General features: G+C 37.8%; 20 protein-coding genes, 1 pseudogene and 2 riboswitches. Of the genes and pseudogenes, 12 read left to right on the top strand and 9 right to left on the bottom strand.

Annotated features, from left to right (window positions below; all coding sequences use genetic code 11):
- Positions 1 to 3: 3 nt before the first annotated feature.
- The 5 genes from fdhF to fdhD are packed head-to-tail and all read left to right on the top strand — an operon-like array spanning position 4 to position 4,701.
- Positions 4 to 2,979: a formate dehydrogenase subunit alpha gene (gene fdhF, locus PZE06_RS02555; RefSeq protein WP_150913981.1), complete on the top strand. Its 2,976-nt coding sequence runs from the start codon at positions 4 to 6 to the stop codon at positions 2,977 to 2,979.
- Positions 2,954 to 3,454 (top strand): helical membrane plugin domain-containing protein, encoded by a 501-nt coding sequence (locus PZE06_RS02550; protein WP_150913979.1) that lies wholly within the window; start codon positions 2,954 to 2,956, stop codon positions 3,452 to 3,454. The genes fdhF and PZE06_RS02550 overlap by 26 nt, the downstream gene beginning before the upstream one ends.
- An 11-nt stretch (positions 3,455 to 3,465) precedes the next feature.
- A complete protein-coding gene (locus PZE06_RS02545; protein WP_150913977.1) occupies positions 3,466 to 3,675 on the top strand; it encodes a heavy-metal-associated domain-containing protein in 210 nt (69 codons plus the stop codon).
- Positions 3,676 to 3,693: 18 nt separating this feature from the next.
- The gene (locus PZE06_RS02540; RefSeq protein ID WP_191963134.1) at positions 3,694 to 3,837 is read left to right on the top strand and encodes a hypothetical protein; all 144 of its coding nucleotides are present in this window, start codon (positions 3,694 to 3,696) and stop codon (positions 3,835 to 3,837) included.
- Positions 3,838 to 3,861: 24 nt separating this feature from the next.
- Positions 3,862 to 4,701: a formate dehydrogenase accessory sulfurtransferase FdhD gene (gene fdhD, locus PZE06_RS02535; protein ID WP_150913975.1), complete on the top strand. Its 840-nt coding sequence runs from the start codon at positions 3,862 to 3,864 to the stop codon at positions 4,699 to 4,701.
- Positions 4,702 to 4,716: 15 nt separating this feature from the next.
- Here the strand turns inward: fdhD and PZE06_RS02530 are convergent, their stop codons facing one another.
- Positions 4,717 to 5,748, bottom strand: a complete 1,032-nt coding sequence (locus tag PZE06_RS02530) for a M14 family metallopeptidase (protein ID WP_150913973.1) — start codon at positions 5,746 to 5,748, stop codon at positions 4,717 to 4,719.
- A 161-nt stretch (positions 5,749 to 5,909) separates the two neighbouring features.
- A riboswitch (SAM riboswitch) is annotated at positions 5,910 to 6,014 on the top strand.
- A gap of 67 nt (positions 6,015 to 6,081) precedes the next feature.
- On the opposite strand from PZE06_RS02530, the gene PZE06_RS02525 reads away from it, so the two are divergent.
- From PZE06_RS02525 to PZE06_RS02505, 5 genes are all read left to right on the top strand, one after another.
- On the top strand, positions 6,082 to 6,342 hold the full coding sequence (locus tag PZE06_RS02525; RefSeq protein ID WP_150913971.1) for a hypothetical protein: 261 nt from the start codon (positions 6,082 to 6,084) through the stop codon (positions 6,340 to 6,342).
- Between the two features lie 161 nt (positions 6,343 to 6,503).
- Positions 6,504 to 6,680 (top strand): hypothetical protein, encoded by a 177-nt coding sequence (locus PZE06_RS02520; RefSeq protein ID WP_191963133.1) that lies wholly within the window; start codon positions 6,504 to 6,506, stop codon positions 6,678 to 6,680.
- Between the two features lie 316 nt (positions 6,681 to 6,996).
- A complete protein-coding gene (locus PZE06_RS02515; RefSeq protein ID WP_150913969.1) occupies positions 6,997 to 7,191 on the top strand; it encodes a hypothetical protein in 195 nt (64 codons plus the stop codon).
- Between the two features lie 547 nt (positions 7,192 to 7,738).
- Complete coding sequence (locus tag PZE06_RS02510; RefSeq protein ID WP_150913967.1) at positions 7,739 to 8,566, top strand: MBL fold metallo-hydrolase; 828 nt, start codon at positions 7,739 to 7,741, stop codon at positions 8,564 to 8,566.
- A gap of 19 nt (positions 8,567 to 8,585) precedes the next feature.
- Positions 8,586 to 9,563, top strand: coding sequence for an NAD(P)H-dependent flavin oxidoreductase (locus tag PZE06_RS02505; RefSeq protein ID WP_150913965.1), 978 nt, complete (start codon positions 8,586 to 8,588; stop codon positions 9,561 to 9,563).
- Between the two features lie 87 nt (positions 9,564 to 9,650).
- On the opposite strand, the gene PZE06_RS02500 is transcribed toward PZE06_RS02505, so the two are convergent.
- Positions 9,651 to 9,854, bottom strand: a complete 204-nt coding sequence (locus PZE06_RS02500) for a DUF3896 family protein (RefSeq protein WP_225310584.1) — start codon at positions 9,852 to 9,854, stop codon at positions 9,651 to 9,653.
- A 772-nt stretch (positions 9,855 to 10,626) separates the two neighbouring features.
- On the opposite strand from PZE06_RS02500, the gene PZE06_RS02495 reads away from it, so the two are divergent.
- A complete protein-coding gene (locus tag PZE06_RS02495; RefSeq protein ID WP_150913963.1) occupies positions 10,627 to 11,862 on the top strand; it encodes a saccharopine dehydrogenase family protein in 1,236 nt (411 codons plus the stop codon).
- 1 nt (position 11,863) lies between these two features.
- Positions 11,864 to 12,991: a carboxynorspermidine decarboxylase gene (gene nspC / locus PZE06_RS02490; protein ID WP_150913961.1), complete on the top strand. Its 1,128-nt coding sequence runs from the start codon at positions 11,864 to 11,866 to the stop codon at positions 12,989 to 12,991.
- Between the two features lie 236 nt (positions 12,992 to 13,227).
- On the opposite strand, the gene PZE06_RS02485 is transcribed toward nspC, so the two are convergent.
- From PZE06_RS02485 to PZE06_RS02455, 7 genes and pseudogenes are all read right to left on the bottom strand, one after another.
- Positions 13,228 to 14,211 (bottom strand): nuclease-related domain-containing protein, encoded by a 984-nt coding sequence (locus tag PZE06_RS02485; RefSeq protein WP_150913959.1) that lies wholly within the window; start codon positions 14,209 to 14,211, stop codon positions 13,228 to 13,230.
- A 350-nt stretch (positions 14,212 to 14,561) separates the two neighbouring features.
- Positions 14,562 to 15,062, bottom strand: coding sequence for a preQ(1) synthase (gene queF, locus PZE06_RS02480; protein WP_150913957.1), 501 nt, complete (start codon positions 15,060 to 15,062; stop codon positions 14,562 to 14,564).
- A gap of 59 nt (positions 15,063 to 15,121) precedes the next feature.
- A riboswitch (PreQ1 riboswitch) is annotated at positions 15,122 to 15,167 on the bottom strand.
- Between the two features lie 141 nt (positions 15,168 to 15,308).
- Positions 15,309 to 15,689 carry a spore coat protein gene (locus PZE06_RS02475; protein ID WP_150913954.1) on the bottom strand — a complete coding sequence of 127 codons (381 nt, stop codon included), beginning with the start codon at positions 15,687 to 15,689 and terminating at the stop codon, positions 15,309 to 15,311.
- A 409-nt stretch (positions 15,690 to 16,098) separates the two neighbouring features.
- On the bottom strand, positions 16,099 to 16,995 hold the full coding sequence (locus PZE06_RS02470) for a PucR family transcriptional regulator (protein WP_191963132.1): 897 nt from the start codon (positions 16,993 to 16,995) through the stop codon (positions 16,099 to 16,101).
- A 52-nt stretch (positions 16,996 to 17,047) separates the two neighbouring features.
- Positions 17,048 to 17,920 (bottom strand): annotated as a pseudogene (locus PZE06_RS02465) (glycosyltransferase family 2 protein); the annotation flags it as partial.
- Positions 17,917 to 18,705: a nucleotidyl cyclase domain-containing protein gene (locus PZE06_RS02460; protein WP_150913949.1), complete on the bottom strand. Its 789-nt coding sequence runs from the start codon at positions 18,703 to 18,705 to the stop codon at positions 17,917 to 17,919. The gene PZE06_RS02460 and the pseudogene PZE06_RS02465, both read right to left, overlap by 4 nt.
- A gap of 90 nt (positions 18,706 to 18,795) precedes the next feature.
- The gene (locus PZE06_RS02455; RefSeq protein WP_150913947.1) at positions 18,796 to 19,386 is read right to left on the bottom strand and encodes a cell wall hydrolase; all 591 of its coding nucleotides are present in this window, start codon (positions 19,384 to 19,386) and stop codon (positions 18,796 to 18,798) included.
- Positions 19,387 to 19,414: the final 28 nt, after the last annotated feature.

Below are 19,414 nucleotides of genomic sequence, written 5' to 3'. Positions count from 1 at the left end.
ACGATGAACAACGAAACATTTTCAATTCAAATCAATGGAAAGGAGTTTCCTGCTAAGGAAGGACAAACAATCTTAGATGTTGCCAAATCACAAGATTATCTGATCCCAAGTATTTGCTACCATCCAAATTTAGGTTCGATTCAAACTTGTGATACTTGCTTCGTAAAGGCAAATGGTGAAATGGTTCGTGCATGTACTCAGAAGGCAGAACCAGAAATGGTCGTGGATAGCCAATCGAAGATTGTAAAAGATGCGCAATACGAAGCGATGAGTCGAATATTAAAGAATCATGAACTATATTGTACCGTTTGCGATAACAATAATGGCAATTGTGTCGTCCATAATACAGCCGAGTACCTTGAAATTGAACATCAAAAATACGAGTTTAAGCCGAAGCCATATCCACCCGATAATTCACATCCATTTTATCGTTATGAACCTGATCAATGTATTTTATGTGGTCGTTGTGTAGAGGCTTGTCAAGATTTGCAAGTGAATGAAACTTTAACAATTGATTGGAATCGGGAAAGTCCTCGTGTGATTTGGGATAACGATGTCCCAATTGACCAATCTTCCTGTGTATCATGTGGTCATTGTGTAACAGTTTGTCCATGTAATGCTCTAATGGAAAAAACGATGTTGGGAGAAGCAGGCTTTTTAACCGCCATTCCACCGAAGATTTTAGAGCCGATGATCGATATGACGAAAGAGGTGGAGCCAGGTTATAATGAAATTTTTGCGATCTCCGAAGTGGAAGCGGCGATGCGTAAATCTAGGATTAAGCGAACGAAGACTGTTTGTACTTACTGTGGAGTTGGATGCAGCTTTGAGGTTTGGACGAAGGATCGAAAGATTTTAAAAATTGAACCTCATGAAGATGCACCAGTTAATGGTATCTCTACTTGTGTAAAGGGGAAATTTGGCTGGGATTTCGTTAATAGCGAAGAGCGGTTAACAAAGCCGTTGATCCGCAAAGGAGAAGAGTTTGTTGAGGCGACATGGGATGAAGCGCTTGGACTTATTGCAACGAAATTAAAGGAAATTAAAGAAGAACATGGACCAGATTCAATTGGATATATTGCTTCTTCGAAATGTTCAAACGAAGAAAATTACATTTTTCAAAAATTTGCCCGTTCTATTATGGGAACAAATAATATTGATAATTGTTCGCGCTATTGTCAATCTCCTGCAACAACAGGACTTATGCGTACGGTTGGTATTGGCGGTGATTCTGGAACAATGCGAGACATTGAGAAGTCGGAACTAATCATCGTTATCGGAGCGAATCCGGCTGAATCTCATCCAGTGCTAGCGACCAGAATAAAGAGAGCGCATAAGCTCCACGGTCAAAAAATCATTGTGGCAGATATTCGAAAGCACGAGCTGGCTGAACGGGCAAATTTACATATTCATCCGAAACCGAGCACAGATCTTGTTTGGCTTTCCGCAGTCACGAAATATATGATTGAGCAAGGCTGGGAGGATAAAGAATTTTTACAATCACGCGTCAATGATGTTGAAAAATATAAAGCTTCTTTGGAAAAATTTACATTGGAATATGCTGAGGAAATTACAGGCTTATCTAAAGCAGAAATCATTCAAATTGCAGAGATGATTCATGAAGCAAAATCAGTTTGTATTTTATGGGCAATGGGGATTACTCAGCATTTAGGTGGATCGGATGGGAGTACAGCAATTTCAAATTTATTGCTCGTAACAGGAAACTATGGTCGTGAAGGAACAGGAGCATATCCGTTAAGAGGTCATAACAATGTTCAGGGCGCATGTGACTTTGGTACAATGCCAGCCTGGTATCCTGGCTATGAACCAGTTCAGGATAAAGACGTCAGAGAACGCTACGAAAAAGCGTGGGGCGTGTCCTTGCCAGAAAAACCTGGGATGAATAATCATCAAATGGTCGAAGGGATTCAAGATGGAAAAATAAAAGCAATGTACTTATTTGGTGAAGATATGGCAATTGTTGATTCGAATTCCAATCACGTCCAAGATGCATTTGAAAAGTTAGCATTTTTCGTTGTCCAAGATGTCTTTTTTTCCAAAACAGCGCAATTTGCTGATGTTGTATTACCAGCAGCGCCGAGTCTTGAAAAGGACGGCACGTTCACAAATACAGAACGAAGAATTCAACGTTTTCATAAAGCTTTTGAGCCGCTTGGGGATTCAAAACCGGATTGGCTTATTTTTCAAGAGCTTGCCAATCGCCTTGGGGCCAATTGGAATTATAAGGACCCAGGTGAAATTATGGCAGAAGCAGCATCGTTGGCTCCTATCTTTGCTGGAGTAAACTATGAACGGCTAGAAGGGTGGAATAGCTTAGTTTGGCCGGTGAAAAAGGATGGAACAGATACTCCGCTTTTATACGAAGAGCGTTTCTTTTTTCCAGACGGGAAGGCAAGACTATATCCAGTTGAGTGGACGCCTCCGTTTATGGCAGGAAAAGAATATGACCTTCACTTAAATAATGGCCGTCTGCTTGAGCATTTCCATGAAGGAAATATGACGTACCGTTCAGAAGGATTAACCTATAAGGTTCCGAATCCATGGCTTGATGTGTCAGCGGAATTGGCTCAGGAAAGGGGGATTGAGGACGGTTCATTAGTTCGCTTAACTTCACCTTATGGACAAGTAAAGGTAAGGGTTATGGTGACGGATCGGGTGAAGGGCAATGAAATTTATTTGACAATGAACTCCAGTGAAGATTATGAGGCGGTGAATCGCTTAACGAGCAGCTACCACGATAAAATTACACATACACCAAACTATAAGGAAATGGGTGTAAAAATGGATGTGTTAGAGGAAAAGGGCGAGCCGCCATTGCCGAAAGTAAATCATCGTTTTGGTAATCGTATTCCTCAACTTAGCGTAAAGGTGGAGGAAAAATGGAGCAGGCTTGATTTTACACCAATACCAGAATTATTAGAGGGGGAGAAGTATGGCGAAAGCGATCAGGCAAATTAACAAAAGCAGTCCAAATCCTGAAGAGGTGCAAAAGGAATCGCTCGCAAATTTGCTTCAAGCCATCAGTGCAAATCAGGATGCATTAATGATGACCCTTGACATTATTAAGGGCTTGCATGAAATGGGTGTGCTAGAAGCAGCGAAGTCAATGCTGGAACAAAGCGAAGATATTGGAGCGATCGCTATGAAGCAAGCGAATCAACCAGGTGTTCATAATATTATCAAAAATGGAATGGCAGCGATTCAGTTTGCAGGTTCAATTCATCCGGAGCAACTGCAAGCCGTTTTAAATGGATTAAATCTTGGCTTTGAACGTATGCTCGATGTTGTTCAGACAGGAGAGCAGAAAGGTTTGTTTAAATTAGCTTCAAGTTTAAGAGAGAAAGAGGTGTTGGTGTCACTCACAACACTTACCGAATTTTTACATGGAATGGGTGAAGCGTTTAAACAGGAGAATAATAAAGTGCATGAATGAGGGGGGCTACAATGGAAACAGGCAAGCTAAATCTGCAAGGTGTAAGCTCTCAAGCTGATGCAGACAAGGTACTTCAAGCCTTAAATGAGGTATGGGGCGTTCGGGAAGCTGAAGTTCGCTTCCGAAGTCAGGAAGTGATCATAAGCTTTGATGAGAACGCTGCTTCCTTGCATGATTTTGAACAAGCTATTATTGATTCTGGCTTTGGCGTCTCAAAATAATGAGAGGGAGGATATGAAATGAGAGTCTGTGAAGTCTGTGGAACGGAAGAAGTTTGGAATCCTACTGAAAAGGATAGTGACAAAATAGAAATAGGTTATCTGCATGTTTGCGAGGCTTGTCAACAGGATCGAAAATTTCATTTATATGAACCAATGGAATAAAGTGGTGAACGAAAGGACGATGATATGAAGCCGACCGCAACCATGCGTAAGACACTGCGCTTTCAAAATGGAGGAATTATTGTTAAGGATGAGGCGATCGTAACAGAGTACCCGTTAACAATAAAAATAAATGGAAAAGAATGGGCTACTTTAGTTTGTTCACCAGAAAATTTGGAGGAATTAACGATCGGTTATCTTGCTTCGGAAGGTATAATTAAAAAATTTGAAGATATTGATGAATTGTGGATTCAAGAAAATGAAGGCTATGCTCATGTTAAAACAAAACGAATAAACCCTTTTTATGAAAAACTGCAAAATAAACGCTATATTAATTCTTGTTGTGGGGCGAGCAGAAAAAGCTTCGTTTTTGCTCATGATGCGTTAACAAGTAAGAGAGTAAACAAGTTTCAAGTAAAGTTATCAATTGAAAAAGTGTTTCACCTTATGGCTAAAATGGAAGAATCTGCGAAAGTTTTTCAGCAAACAGGTGGAGTTCATAATGCGGCACTTTGTGATCAAAACGGGTTTATTTTAACGAGAATGGATATTGGCCGCCATAATGCTTTAGATAAAATCTATGGCCACTGCATGAAAAATAAGCTTACCATTCGCGATAAAATTTTGGTCTTCAGTGGCAGAGTTTCTTCTGAAATTTTGATAAAGGTTGCGAAAATTGGATGTGAAATCATTCTTTCCAAGTCAGCACCAACCGAATTAGCTATAGAGCTAGCGGAGCAGTTAGGCATTACGACGATTGGCTTTATTAGGGGGCAATCTTTGAATGTTTATACATTTCCAGAGAGAGTATTAATTTCTAATTATATTGACAAAGAGGAATTTTTTCCAAACAAAAAGAGCATTTAAATGCTCTTTTTGTTGCTATTCTTTGGTTTTTTGCAGCGCTTTTTCAGCGAGAAACAGGCCGATGGCTTTATTGCGCTCCCAAATTGACGGGAAGGCAATAAGCGGTAAGCTACTGTCTTCAATTAAAGAGCCGATTTCTACTGTAAAAGCAGGTTTTTCAAATTCTTGTACAAACCAATCGGTAAAGCCGCCACCCTGTTGGTGAAAAGCGGGCTCCTCTAATTCGTAATTTGTTATCTCAGCAACTTTTTCAGCAATTGTATAATAATCATCGGTAAAGTTAGTTGTATGGGTTAGACCCCATTGATGATAGCCCCAAAAAATCATATTTCCAGATGAATGATAAGACACGGCAATTTCTGGTTTAATGTTACGGGTAAATTCAACCAGTGCTTTTACTTCATCTGCCTCTAATGGTCTTCTACCCTTGTAAAATTGGTAGTTAGGTCTCCTATTAACTCCTTTTAAATTTTCCCAATTGGCAGGATATTGGCGGTTTAGATCAATTCCGTGAATATTTGCTTTCCAACGAATAAAATGAATTGAGCCTTCATTCATTTCTATTAGACTCCAGTGAATATTGGTAGGAAAGGCATGGAGTCCGAATTGTTGCAACGTTACTCCGTCAGGATTCACCATAGGGACAAACCAGATCGATACTTGATTCAAGATATTTGGACTAAAACCATCTATGTTTTGATTACTTTCGTATGCTGTTAAATACGTATGAAGCATTTTCATTAATAGAGCACTGGTCATCCATTCTCTGGCGTGATGAGCACCATGTATTAAAATGTTCCGTTTGCCATGTCCTAATTTAATTGCCCATACTTTTCTTCCATAAGTAGTGGTGACAAGTGCTTTGTAAGTAACCATGTCTGGGTAGAGCTCCGAAAGTTTATTTAAGTCTTCAGTTAATGCTTCATACGTATAGACCGTTTTCGTGTTAATGTCATGGGTGCGGCTGGAAGAAGGGGTGGCTGGAATAAACAAAATAATCACGATCACTAGCCATTCTATTTGCAGCAGCTTTTTGAATGTATTCATATTCTTTATTCTGCTTTAAGCATGACATTTTCATGTAGCAATTTTTGATTAAGCGCTTCGAACAGAAATATTTCATTGCAATTGAATATATTTCAAACAAAAATAAATGAAGAAATAATTGAAATTCGTGAATTATTCTGTCTATAATAAGAGTAATTGAATCGTTATCAAGAGTGACCGAGAGAACTGGCTCTAAGACGTCACAGCAACCTGTATGTATGCAAGGTGCTCCAACCAGCAAAGCAGATGGCTTTGGATGATAAAACGGTAGGAACTCCTTTTGTATCCAATGCAAAAGGAGTTTTTTTGTGACCGTAAAAGGAGATGGATTGTATGAATATTAGTGGGGCGGCAAGAAACTACATGGCAAAATATTTTAATGAGGAGGATTTTTTAATTCATGTATCGAAAACAATTGAGCGTCAATTGCTGGAATGGGATGATTCTTATAAGGTCATGATCATGAAATTGGAGAATTATCTTTGGACTGCGAGAAATGGCATCAATGATTATGAACTGGAACTTTCTGAGAATGAAATTAAAGTTTTGCAAAAAAAAAGAGCCATATGCATTAGATCGAAAAATATGGAATGAACTACAAAAACAAGGCCTCACAATTTTGAACGGCGATGGAAATTATTTAGATCAGATTTTTTGATCTTTTTGAATTGAATCACTTTTTTCGACTCGTCGCATATAATATCTTCGGTGTGAAATAAGGTAACTCTTCTCTATTGGAGGAGTTCATCTTTATTTTGCTTTCTGTACTATTAATATGTGAAGGGAAGGAACGAGTTATGAAAGAAAAGCAAATGATCATGAAGAGAGAGAATAGTGGCCCGAATAGTAGTGGATTTAAAGTTATTAAGGTTGAGATTTCTACATCAGTAGAATCATTATATGCAGTCTGCACACCTGTTAATCTAAAATAGAAAAGCTTTAACTAACTTAATGTTCAGTAATTTGACAATTTTTTTATTTTTTGTCGAAATGCTATTATAATATAACGAATATTTTGCGGTGAGTAGAGAGACATTTTATATCATTTCTATATATATGAAGGTTTCATAGACGATAATATAGTATTTCGAAATTATTTTCAGTTTTTTGACCCATTAGTTGATTATTTACATGCTAGTTGGACTGTGTTACTATCAGTGATGCTTTGATAGTTAGGAAAACGAAATTTTAACAGTTTTTTCTATTTATTAAAGCAAGCATTTAAATTTTCAGCGGGGTGTAGTTTAGATGAAAGAGCAGAATTTAGTTCCGTTTGAAAATACGGAATTACTTAAAGAGATAAGTGTTCTTCGCTCCAAAAAGAACGAACTATATCACAAAAGCGGCCCAAATAGTCCAATCTATCTTGATCTAGCTTTAAAGCTTGACTTTTTAGAGACTCAATACATCGAAGAAAAAATAGGTCATCTTATTAAAGATTAGCTTCTGTATGGCTAATGAAAGAATTAGATTATTCATCCATAAAGTGAGAACTTTCATTATTGGGCAAAATGAGAAGAGCATTATGAAGATGCTCTCAGGCTGTTGACAAACGCTCGCTTTCTTTGTTGCTTCACCTTGTCCAGTGCTCATTACCTTCTATGGTAACTCCGCTCTTCCCAAGGCTTCGCGCCTCGAAAGACAAACGTTTTCAATCAGCCTGAAGGTAACTGCCGTCTAATATTTTTGAGCTTTGTCTTCACTCTGAGAGCATTATGAAGATGCTCTTTTTTTTATTGCTTAGAAACTGTTGTTGGATATTAGTGTATCGAAGTTTAGTGAAAGCTTTCATCGTTTGTACCTGCGATGATCATGAAAGACAACGCTCTTTATGCCTCCTCACAATAGCATCCTTACTATAATCAATTATGATCAATTGATGCATATCGATATAATTTAAAGTGTTTTGAATAAATTGAAAATTTATAATGAATAGTCATTCATTTTGTGTTATCTTACATGTAGGTACAGTTGAAGGTGTGGTGGTTATTTGCTTGTAAAAAAACGGTCCGTTAAGGGTGAGAAGAGTAATGTCCGTTATATCGAAGGACTTGTTTCTTTTCATAATGTTCATTTGAATGTTTATTGTTTTGAACTAGATGGAGTTCTTATTGATACAGGTGCGCAAGTTTTACTCAATGAATTTATCCCTTTTTTTGCTGAATCTACTCTTGAACAAGTTGTAATCACACATTATCACGAGGATCATACAGGGGGTGCAGCCTATTTACAAAGGACATTTAAGCTTCCAATCTATCAAAATGAGATGACGATTGAACAATGTGCAAAAAAAGCAGATTATCCTAAGTATCGCAAGTTTTTTTGGGGAAAAAGAAAGCCCTATGATGCACATCCATTGTCTAAAACTTTTTCATCTCGGACTGCAACTTGGGATGTGATTGCCACTCCTGGCCATACGAGCGATCATCTGTCTTTTTTAAATCGGGAAACAGGTCAATTATTTTCGGGTGATTTATATGTGACTGTGAAAACAAAACTTGTTTTACGTGAAGAAAACATTCCCCTTATGATTCAATCTATTGAAACGGTATTGACATATGATTTTGATGAAATGTTTTGCTGCCATGCAGGTTTTGTCAAAGATGGGCGCAGGGCGCTGACAAAGAAACTTCATTATTTGCAAGAGTTACAGGGCAAAACGTTAGCTTTACGAAAACAAGGGTTAACAGAATTTGAGATACAAGCGGAGCTATTTAGCAAGAAATATCCAATTACCTTTTTTTCTTCAGGAGAATGGGATTCCATTCATATCATCCGTTCTATTTTACGAGAAAATGCTTTAGAAAAATGGGAGTAAATATTTTGGAGGGAGAAAAATGTCTATGATTCCATCGATTCTTCGAAATTTGCGTATTCCGGTCATCGGTTCACCTCTTTTTATTATTAGTAATCCGAAACTTGTAATCGAACAATGTAAGGCGGGAATTGTCGGTGCAATGCCTGCCCTCAATGCACGACCTGCATCCCAATTAGACGAATGGCTTGCAGAAATTACTGAGGAACTGGCTGCTTATAATGTGAAGCATCCAGAGAAGCCTGCAGCTCCGTTTGCGATTAATCAAATTGTGCACAAATCCAATAGTCGTCTTGAACAGGACATGGAGCTTTGTGTGAAGTATAAAGTTCCCATTATTATTACATCGCTTGGGGCAAGAGAAGAGGTGAATGTTGCTGCACATAGCTATGGTGGGATCGTTTTTCATGATGTTATTAATAATCATTTTGCCCGGAAAGCCATTGATAAAGGCGCTGATGGGTTAATCGCAGTAGCTGCTGGTGCTGGCGGCCATGCAGGAAGTAAAAGTCCATTTGCATTAGTACAAGAGATTCGGGAATGGTATGAGGGACCTCTCGCATTAGCCGGCTCAATCGCTAATGGAAGCGCTATCCTTGCTGCTCAAGCGATGGGTGCAGATTTTGCCTATATTGGTTCGCCGTTTATTGCAACAAAAGAAGCGAGGGCAGCGGAAGAATATAAGCAGGCAATTGTTGACTGTAATTCAGATGATATTGTTTACAGCAATCTCTTTACAGGAGTCCATGGCAATTATTTGGCTCCTTCGATTCGCGCGGCAGGTTTGGACCCAGATGCATTGCCGGAAAGTGATCCCTCGAAAATGAATTTTGCTGGTGATGCGAAGACAAAGGCATGGAAAGATATTTGGGGAAGTGGTCAAGGGATTGGAGCGGTTAAAGAAATTTCGACTGCTGCTCAATTCATAGAGAAGTTGCATAATGAGTATGTTATGGCAAAAGAGAAGTTATGGAAGTCGAGTCATCATTTTGCGCAATAAAAAGAGAGCTTGCTTGCGCAAGCTCTCAAGTTTTAGAGAAGGTCCAAATCCTCTTGTGGTTATTTATAGACTTTTCGAGTTAAGCTATTATTCGTTATTGCTCGTCCCTTCAATGAGGGTCCCTCGTTTATAGTGGTTCATTTCAGTTAATTCAATGATATAGTCATAATTATCAATCGCATTTTGAATTTCAACTTTTTGTTCGCTTAGTAAATTTGGATCCTTTAATTTATCCTCTAGGTGATGCTTCTTTTCTACCAATGTTTGTTTGATTTCCTGATAGTTCACCATAAACACCCCTTTAAGACATAGTACGAAGTAAGCGCTTTCTATATCTAGTATATAGATATTCTATCGATAGCAATCACAATAAGTATTAACAATTTGTGAAACATTTTTACTCGTCAATATTTAAGACGATGACCAGAATTTCAGTTATTTTCTGAGTCATTGATGGTGTCCTTTGATTAGTACATCTTCATAAAATGTGATTGGGCAGGCGAAGTAATAATGGGGAGCTTAAAGAAGTGTTGTGAGATTTAATTTCAACATTTTTTAATTTTTTTCTAGCATTTTTAGATGATTGTTGTTAATATAGTGAATGAATTATTAATGGAAAGCAGATAGTCAATATTAGAGTCTTTCCAAGCAGATAATTTTGACCACTTTTTCTATTCGAAAAAGTTAAGGCATCGGTTCGCCGGGTCAAATGCCGATTGGCAACTTAGTTGCCTTATTGATTGAGTTAAAAGCTCAAATTTTATAAGTTGGTTACTTTACAACCAGTGTGCGGATGCATATCAACTTGTGAAACGGTCAATAAGAGTGGTAAAAGTAATTATTTGCTATATAGACTCTGAACCTATTGATATATTTAAATATTTTAAAAGCTCTCCATTCATGATCAGTTAAATACATACTATTTTCATGTCTTTAATCAGCTTTTAAATATTTATGTTTATATCTCAAGCAAGTGATACGCAAGCCTTTGCGTTCTTTCACTTGCTTTTTTATTTGTTCTTTGGCCGTGAGCAAAAATCTTATGGAAAAGGGGAATGAAAAAATGGGAAAAGCTCTTATTATCGGTTGTGGTGGAGTGGCATCAGTTGCTATCCATAAATGTGTGCAAAACAGTGAGGTATTCGAAGAAATCTGTATTGCGAGCCGAACAAAATCAAAATGCGACGATTTAAAGGCAAAATTAGATGGTGGTAAAACAAAGATTACAACTGCACAGGTTGATGCCAATAATGTTGAAGACCTTATTGCTCTGATTGAAGAAGTGAAACCGGATATCGTGATGAATTTAGCATTACCTTACCAGGATTTGACGATTATGGATGCTTGTCTTGCAACAAAAACCCATTATTTAGATACAGCAAACTATGAGCCTGAAGATACAGCAAAATTTGAATACAAATGGCAATGGGATTATAAAGAGCGTTTCGAAAAAGCTGGCATTACAGCTTTGCTAGGGAGCGGCTTTGATCCAGGGGTAACGGGTGTATTCACTGCACATGCGTTAAAGCACCATTTCGATGAAATAGAGTATATTGATATTCTTGACTGTAATGCAGGGGACCACGGTTATCCATTTGCTACAAACTTCAATCCTGAAATCAATATTCGCGAGGTTTCAGCTAATGGCAGATATTGGGAAAAAGGTGAATGGATTGAAACAAAGCCGATGGAAATAAAGCGCGTTTATGATTTCCCTGAGATTGGTGAAAAGGATATGTATTTACTTTATCATGAAGAGCTTGAATCTCTCGCAAAAAATGTCCCAGGACTTAAGCGTATTCGCTTTTTCATGACATTTGGGCAAAGTTATTTGACCCATTTAAAGGCTCTTGAAAATGTGGGAATGACTTCCATTGAACCAATTGAATTCGAGGGAAAACAAATCATCCCGTTACAATTTTTAAAAGCTGTCCTGCCTGATCCAGCTTCCCTTGGACCTCGTACAAAAGGGAAAACAAATATTGGCTGTATTTTCCGTGGTAAAAAAGATGGCAAAGAGAAAACCTATTACGTTTATAATGTTTGTGATCATGAAGCATGTTACGCAGAGGTGGGTTCTCAAGCAGTTTCTTACACAACAGGAGTGCCTGCAATGATTGGAGCAATGATGATCATGACTGGAAAATGGAATAAACCTGGTGTTTATAATATTGAGGAATTTGATCCTGATCCATTTATGGAAGCATTAAACAAATGGGGACTTCCATGGCAAGAGGATTTCAACCCAGTGCTTGTTGATACGGATGAAACTGCAAAAGAACCGGAGCTAGTCAGATAGTATGCGTTTTGAACAATTACCGACACCAAGTTATGTAGTGGATGAAGCCCTTTTAGAAAAAAACCTGCAAATTTTAAAAGGAGTCATGGAAAGGACTGGAGCGAAGATTATTCTCGCGCAAAAGGCATTTTCCATGTATTCTATGTATCCGCTTATTGGACAGTATTTAAGTGGAACTGCAGCAAGTGGGTTGTATGAAGCGAAGCTCGGATATGAAGAGATGGGAAAGGAGAACCATGTCTTCTCCCCAGCATATCGAGAAGATGAGATAGACGAGATTATTTCTTATTGTGACCATATTATTTTCAACTCGTTTTCACAGATAGAAAAATACCGTGATAGAGTGTTAAAGGCTGGAAAGAAGATTGGCCTTCGCATAAATCCAGAGTGTTCTACTCAAGTGGGTCATGATATTTATAATCCTTGTGCGATCGGCTCTCGATTTGGTGTGACAATAGAGCATTTTCGTCCAGAGCAATTGGAAGGGGTTTCCGGTTTCCATTTTCATACTCTTTGTCAGCAAAATTCTGATGATCTGGCTACAACTCTTGATGCAGTTGAAGAAAAGTTTGGCCCTTGGCTTTCACAGCTCGAATGGATTAATTTCGGTGGGGGCCATCATATTACTCGTGATGACTATGATATTCCATTGCTGGAGGATTGTATTAAAAGGATGCAGGAAAAGTACGGCTTGAAAGTGTATCTTGAACCAGGCGAGGCAGTCGCGCTAAATGCTGGATTTTTAATTACAACCGTACTAGATACGATGAAAAACGGGATGGATATTGCTATTGTGGATACATCTGCATCTTGCCATATGCCTGATGTGTTAGAAATGCCTTATCGTCCGCCGCTTCTTGGTTCTGGTGAGGCAGGCGAGAAAGCCTACACATACCGTCTCGGAGGGCCAACATGTCTATCTGGAGATAATATTGGCGATTATTCATTCGATGAGCCCTTAAAAGCTGGAGACCGACTTGTTTTCGGTGACATGGCTATTTATTCAATGGTTAAAAATACGACCTTTAATGGAATGGCATTGCCTTCTATTGCCATTCGTGATAAAAATGGTGATTGCCATGTTTTACACAAGTTTGGATATGAAGATTTTAAAATGAGATTAACATAATTGGAAGAGGCTGGGACACAAATAGCCTCTAATAAAGAGAAAGGTGAATTTGAGGGTACTCAAATTCACCTTTCTCTATTTTTTCGTGTTAATTCTTCTATTATCTTAGTTAGGACCACTTTTGTGAGTGGTCCTTTTTGATGATTTCCGGAATTATAGGGTACAGTTCCGGAATTGTTGTCATTTTTCCGGAATTACCTCTGTTTTTTCCGGAATTAAGTGGAAAAATTCCGGAATTAATTCTGATTTTTCCAGAATTCACCTTCGTTCAAATAGTACACACGATTTTTTGTACCTCCTGAATGGGACAGTTGAAGCTTCTTTAGCAAATAGTTGGCTACATCAGGACATGTAACGTGGAAAAAACGCCTAAATTCCTGATTTGTAATCGTAGGGCTAATAAGTAATGCGTAATCTTTTAGCGATTCTGCATGGGCATCTTTCTTTTTTATTTGACACTGCTGGCACTTCCAGCTTCCATGATTATAAATCATGCCAACTTGTCCGCATTCTGGACATTTTACTCCGGTCAAAATGTCTTCGTAAGTCAATCCATATTTTTGTATGGGATCAAAAGTCTCGGGAGTATGTTGCTTCACCAGTAATTTCGATAATTTGCGTATTTTTTTAACATCGTATACTTCTTTCTGAAATTTTCGTTCGATCTCTTGGATGTTATTTAACAATCGATGCCCATGAACAACTTTGGTAAGAGCATGTCTATTTTGAGGGTTCGTTTTAACAATAGTTGAAGGGTTGCCAATGACGACGAAATACTCGATGGGAAGAGGACAGCGCCAAGTGTGGAATAAATTTTGAAGCTGGTGCTGATGCCATTTTACTTGAGAAAGAGGATCATGAAAGCCTTCTTCTTTGTCGTTGACTGTACGGATTAACTGATGGAAAGATTGATCGAAAAAGAGAGTACCGAAAAAATTTTTGCATTCGAGGATGAGGGCGAAGCGGGTTGTGAGGAGTAAATAATCCATTTGAAAATAATGACCATTATTTGGAAGCCGTAATGAGTGAAAAATATAATAGTCTTTTTTAGGAAGAAAATTTAAATAATAGGATACAGCTTTTTCCCCTTTGTAGCCAGCTACAAGTAGTGTCAAATCTCTTTCAATTTCTGATTGTTTCGGGTGATGATCAACAAGTCTCTTTAACAATACTTCAAGGACGCTTATTTTAACCGGTTTTGAAAGTTCTTTTACATACAATCTTCTCACTCCTTTTTAAACGTATTTTAACATAAAGCCTTGCTGAATAAAATTGGCAATCAGTCGGTTTGGCTTCATTAATACCGATATGTTGAAACAAAAAGAAAGCGTCGATTTAGAACTATGTGAAAGTATTTCTTAATATGGTCTAATGGAGGGACGGCATGATGCTCAAAAGTCAGAGGAGCCATATCAAGTTATTACGAACCACTAAATTCAATTTTAAAAAATTACCAACTGAAAGATGCCTGAATATGAAATGAGCCCAAAATCGTTTAAAGAGCCATGTTGTTTAACAAAGCCAATGATTAAAAAAGGCCTTGATTATAGATCAAGACCTCATTCGCAAATTAACGATTATCAATTTTCTCCGGATATAAATCGTGGTTCATTAAACGGAAGTTAGCCATTTCCTCATATTTCGTTCCAGGCTTTCCATAGTTGCACCATGGATCAATGGAAATTCCTCCACGAGGCGTGAATTTTCCCCAAACCTCAATATAGCGAGGATCAAGTAAGTTAATTAAATCATTCATGATGATGTTGACGCAGTCTTCATGAAAATCTCCATGGTTCCTGAAGCTAAATAAATAAAGCTTTAACGATTTGCTCTCGACAATTTTTTTATCTGGAATATAGCTTATATACATCGTTGCAAAATCTGGCTGTGATGTGATAGGGCATAGACTTGTGAATTCAGGACAGTTGAATTTCACGAAATAATCCCGTTCGGAATGAAGATTATCTACTGATTCTAAAACCTCTGGTGCATAATTAAATGAATAGTTTGTATGCTGATTTCCGAGTAACGTTAAGTCATCTAAACCTTGTTCCTTATTTCGACCTGACATCATAAAATCCTCCTAATAAAAAATAAAACCATGTCCATTATGGACATGGAAAGTATCATGTATCCATAGTTTTTTATAGAGGGTGACGCTATGAACCTCTTATGGTCATGATTCCACTTCATATATTATAAAACTGTTGAGCATACGTCAATCTTCAAGTCTGAATGGTTTGTAAGTATCTCTTTAATCAGAAGACCCCACCAATTTTTGGTGAGGTCTTCTAGATTGGGAGTGGTTTAGCAAATTTTAACGCCCAAATCCTGGTTTACGGAATCCTGGTGATCCAGGAGCAGGCATGTTTGGAGCAAATGCACCTGCTACTTGACCAGGGGCTGATCCTGGTGAATAGGCACCCGCTACTTGTCCGAGCATTGGCCCTGGAGCAGGCGAGAATGCCCCAGCAACACTAGGTCCTGGTCCCATATTCATGTTTGTAGAAGTTACTTGATTTACTGCAGATTGAGTATGAGGAAAATAGTGTTGGTTCTGAATATTAGTATGATTTACGTGTGTTGTGTGAGATGGATGAATATGCGGTTGTACAACGTTATTAAAAGAATGTGTTGTGCAACATTTAGTTGGGTGTACAATCGCGGGTAATACTTGAGATGGTTGTTTACAATGCATGATTTATTCCCCTTTCGTTTAATGATTCACTAATACAATATGAAAGGAGTGACGAGTTTGTATTAATTCAAACACCTATTTTTAGGGAAAAGCCATGCTTCAAAGAAGGAAACTGTTGCCCTCGTTTGCTATTTTTTAATGAATAAATTTAATTACATCAAGTTAAAGACTCATAATTCATAGGTTAAAAGTAATTTCGCCTGCTTAAGGAGGAAATACTTAGACATAATAAAAACAAGCGAAAACGATGAAAAAGTTATATCTTCATTTATCTGCTTCCCAAAATATACAAGCTAAAGGCGTCCAAGTCGTATGCATTAGAATAATGTTCATAAATATCTTACTAAATACATCCAACAACAAAAAAACGCCACGTAAAAAAAGGAAGCAACGTGGCGGTGTTTACTTCTTATTCATCTAGATCAAAGAGCAAACAAGCAAAATAGACTGTTGAGACTTGATGATAGTCTTTTAAGTTTATCCCTGTTTTTTCCGTAAAGCGTTCAATTCGATATTGGAGAGTATTGCGATGAATGTACATTTTTTTGGCTGTGAGGGAAACGTTAAAGCTGGACTCGATAAAGATCCGAATCGTTTTTAAAAGCTCACGCTCTTCATGGATAAGGGTGAAATTCGCTAAAAGATTTTGTTTGAGCTCTTGAGACATTTGCTCAACTAAGATAAAAGGAAAAACTTTTTCAAAATTGAAAATTCGTTCAGACGGGAGAGCATGAAGTCCTTCTTTGAACCATTTTCGTTCTTTTAAGAAATGGCTAGGAAGAGCAGTATCGACCTCGTGTTGTTTGCCAACGTAAATGGACATTTGGATAAATAGATCAGATTCTAAATTTGAAAGCAGCGAGCTCAAGTTGCTTTTCGTTAAACTATGATCTCCTTGCTTTTCAAGAATCACTCCTTCAAGTTCATCTATCCAAACGATGGAAATATTTGAAATAAAAAAGTTTTTTAAGGTAGATTCTAGATCTTCCTTTTCCCAATCCATTTTCTTCATTTTAAAATGGATCAATCGTATCGGCTCATTGCTTGTTTGATAGGGGATTTCTCCGTTTGAAAATAAAAAATCATACCAGCTTTGCTGTAGAGTCGGGCGTAAACTAGGATCATATAGATGATACAACGTTTTTAAGATTGATAATTCTCTATGAGCAAGCTCATTTTTCGGAATTCCTAACCAGTTGCTTTCAATATCAGAATGAAACCAGTAATAATGCTCATATTCATGGAAGTCAGGAGTAGTAGAGGATAAGATCGATCGAGCATATAAATCGTGCAGCTTTTTTAACATGAATATTCTCCTCATATAAAACTAGTCAATTCTATCATATCATAGGGAAGAAGAGATGTTTATGAGAAAAACCATGAAGAATTGAAAAAGGGCTATCAATTAAATATAAATTCCCTTGCATCCAGCGCGTCCGTTGCTTAATCCATACACGAATTGTTTCTGGTTCCTGCTCCCATGTTTTCGCTTCGGGAACAATAGGAAGCAGCCCTCCTTTTTCGGTAAGGGAGAGGGTCAAGTCTGCATCTTCCGCCAGGGCCTTCGGATCATAACCTCCAGCTTCAAGGAGAGCTGAGCGTTTGACAAGCATATTCGTTCCTGTTAGCGAACCGAGCCGAAATAATTTCCAGCGTCCAGCTTGCATTGTCAATTGAAAGACGGAGAATTCCAAGGAAATCATTCTTGTCAGCATATTGGCTTTTTCATTGATATTTTTTACGTAGCCGACTGCCCCTACAGCATGTGCAGTTCCCTCAGCTGCTTCAACGAGCATGAGCAGTGCTTTAGGCTCAGGCTGATTATCCGCATCGTAAACGCAAATATAATCCGATTGCGTTACTTCTAAACCATAATTTAAAACACGCGATTTTCCACTCGGTGTCTGCGGAGGTACATGAATATGATAAATATGATTATATTTGGATGCATAGTAGTCGGCAATTTCACCAGTATCATCCTTTGAATTATCATTAAGAAGATAAATTTTTAGTTCTCCTGGATACTGAATTTTGGTCATTGCAAATAAGGTATCAGCGATAACGACTCCTTCATTATGTGCAGGAATCAGAACGGCAACACTTGGATAGTGATCTAGCTGTGCATAGGTTTTCTTTTGTCTACGAAAAACAACTCCTGCAATTGTTAAGAGCGAATAATACGCTAATAGTACCCAGAAACAAATAGAAATGATCGTCAATGTTATGGTCATGGTGCATCCTCCTCAGTTTGTCGTAATTGAATACGCTGGATGACCACTTCCCATAAATCTGCAACAGCCTCTACAGTAAAGCTGAATTCCCCATCTTCAAGGTTTTCTTGTTGGAGATTTTCTTTAATTCGATTTATAACAATTTCAACTCCGTCTTCAGTTGTATTGTTTAAAAAAAGGATTAGTTTTACAGGGGTGAGCTGGCCCACCAAATCAAATTTTGTGCGAATAGAGGTCAGCAGCACAGATGTTAATTTTTCTTTTAAAATTCTTTGTTTAAAAGGAGTGTTCTCTTTAATACCAATATAAACGAGAAAGCCATGTTCCTTTCTTCGCTTCATTCCAGTAAAAAGAATCTGTGCTTGCTCAATAAATTCATTAAAAGTGAGCAATCCTGTATATTCTTCATACTTTCTTAATAAAGCCAGTTCGGTATTTAGTGAAATCAGTGTTTCTTGGTTTTTTTGGATCGCATAACCACTCATCCAGGCCATCAAGGCCGCGAATGAGAATAGCGATTGCGTGCCAATATTAACTCCCTGTTGTTTCATATCCCACTGCATAAACCAAGAAATTCCCACATTGTAAAAAGCAATAATGAGGATAAAAGTAATCAGGATGGCAAAGGAATACATCGTGCGCACAAGCATTGTAATCACGCCCATTACAGCCATCACAATCAACATTGTGATAAAAAATGGGACAGTTTCTAAAAAAAAGATCCCTAAAAATATGGAAGCAAGAAATCCTAAGTAGACAAAAATTTGATTAGTAAGTCTATGCATGATTAACCCTCGTTTTTTGAAATGACCTCTGGAAGTAAAGCATTTTAGTCGATTCAGAACTTTCCGATGAACCGCCTTTTTTAAACCTATTTAGATTGCGAAAACATGGTTATCAATCTTTTTGACAATTTGACGTGAACGAATCCAATCATCTGTTGCAATTTCTGGATTGTAAAAATAGATCGCATTATTTAAACGGTCTGGGCTCTTTAATGCTTCTTCAACCGCTTGAGTCGCTTCTTCTGATGCTTGTTTATTAATTTCTCCATTCTGAACAGGAGAAAAAGCATAAGCATTGCCAACCTTTTCATAAATGACATTCGTAATGCTGTTCGGAAATTGATTTGAATCGACTCGATTTAGTACAACTGTAGCGACAGCAACCTTTCCTGCAAACGATTCACCCTTCGCTTCAGCTTCAACTAAACGAGCCAGCAAGTCTTTTTCTTTTGATGAAATCTCATATCCGGGTGTCTCTTTTAATATCCCTTCATTAATTAGTTTATCAGGGTTTTCTATAGCTGAAAAGGGAAAATCATTTTGATTGTCCAATTGTCCCTCGCTTAATATATCTAATTTGTTTTCATCTTGCTCTTCTGCAAAAGTGATGCCACTGTGTATTGTTAAAAATACGATAGTAGCAACACTTGTTGTTACTAGTCTTTTTATAATTGAATTCATGCTGCTACCTCCTTGTTATTTTGCAATG

It is taken from the genome of Robertmurraya sp. DFI.2.37 (assembly GCF_029211245.1).
Classification (GTDB): Bacteria; Bacillota; Bacilli; order Bacillales; family Cytobacillaceae; genus Robertmurraya; species Robertmurraya methanolica_A.
The sequence above is the reverse complement of the archived record's forward strand: the minus strand, read 5'-3'. Positions and strand labels throughout refer to the sequence as shown.

Excerpts from the sequence above, each read along its gene's own strand:
- fdhF (WP_150913981.1), top strand. The coding sequence starts at position 4 with ATGAACAACGAAACATTTTCAATTCAAATCAATGGAAAGGAGTTTCCT.
- PZE06_RS02550 (WP_150913979.1), top strand. The coding sequence starts at position 2,954 with ATGGCGAAAGCGATCAGGCAAATTAACAAAAGCAGTCCAAATCCTGAA.
- PZE06_RS02545 (WP_150913977.1), top strand. The coding sequence starts at position 3,466 with ATGGAAACAGGCAAGCTAAATCTGCAAGGTGTAAGCTCTCAAGCTGAT.
- PZE06_RS02540 (WP_191963134.1), top strand. The coding sequence starts at position 3,694 with ATGAGAGTCTGTGAAGTCTGTGGAACGGAAGAAGTTTGGAATCCTACT.
- fdhD (WP_150913975.1), top strand. The coding sequence starts at position 3,862 with ATGAAGCCGACCGCAACCATGCGTAAGACACTGCGCTTTCAAAATGGA.
- PZE06_RS02530 (WP_150913973.1), bottom strand. The coding sequence starts at position 5,748 with ATGAATACATTCAAAAAGCTGCTGCAAATAGAATGGCTAGTGATCGTG.
- PZE06_RS02525 (WP_150913971.1), top strand. The coding sequence starts at position 6,082 with ATGAATATTAGTGGGGCGGCAAGAAACTACATGGCAAAATATTTTAAT.
- PZE06_RS02515 (WP_150913969.1), top strand. The coding sequence starts at position 6,997 with ATGAAAGAGCAGAATTTAGTTCCGTTTGAAAATACGGAATTACTTAAA.
- PZE06_RS02505 (WP_150913965.1), top strand. The coding sequence starts at position 8,586 with ATGTCTATGATTCCATCGATTCTTCGAAATTTGCGTATTCCGGTCATC.
- PZE06_RS02500 (WP_225310584.1), bottom strand. The coding sequence starts at position 9,854 with ATGGTGAACTATCAGGAAATCAAACAAACATTGGTAGAAAAGAAGCAT.
- PZE06_RS02495 (WP_150913963.1), top strand. The coding sequence starts at position 10,627 with ATGGGAAAAGCTCTTATTATCGGTTGTGGTGGAGTGGCATCAGTTGCT.
- nspC (WP_150913961.1), top strand. The coding sequence starts at position 11,864 with ATGCGTTTTGAACAATTACCGACACCAAGTTATGTAGTGGATGAAGCC.
- queF (WP_150913957.1), bottom strand. The coding sequence starts at position 15,062 with ATGTCAGGTCGAAATAAGGAACAAGGTTTAGATGACTTAACGTTACTC.
- PZE06_RS02475 (WP_150913954.1), bottom strand. The coding sequence starts at position 15,689 with ATGCATTGTAAACAACCATCTCAAGTATTACCCGCGATTGTACACCCA.
- PZE06_RS02470 (WP_191963132.1), bottom strand. The coding sequence starts at position 16,995 with ATGTTAAAAAAGCTGCACGATTTATATGCTCGATCGATCTTATCCTCT.
- PZE06_RS02460 (WP_150913949.1), bottom strand. The coding sequence starts at position 18,705 with ATGCATAGACTTACTAATCAAATTTTTGTCTACTTAGGATTTCTTGCT.
- PZE06_RS02455 (WP_150913947.1), bottom strand. The coding sequence starts at position 19,386 with ATGAATTCAATTATAAAAAGACTAGTAACAACAAGTGTTGCTACTATC.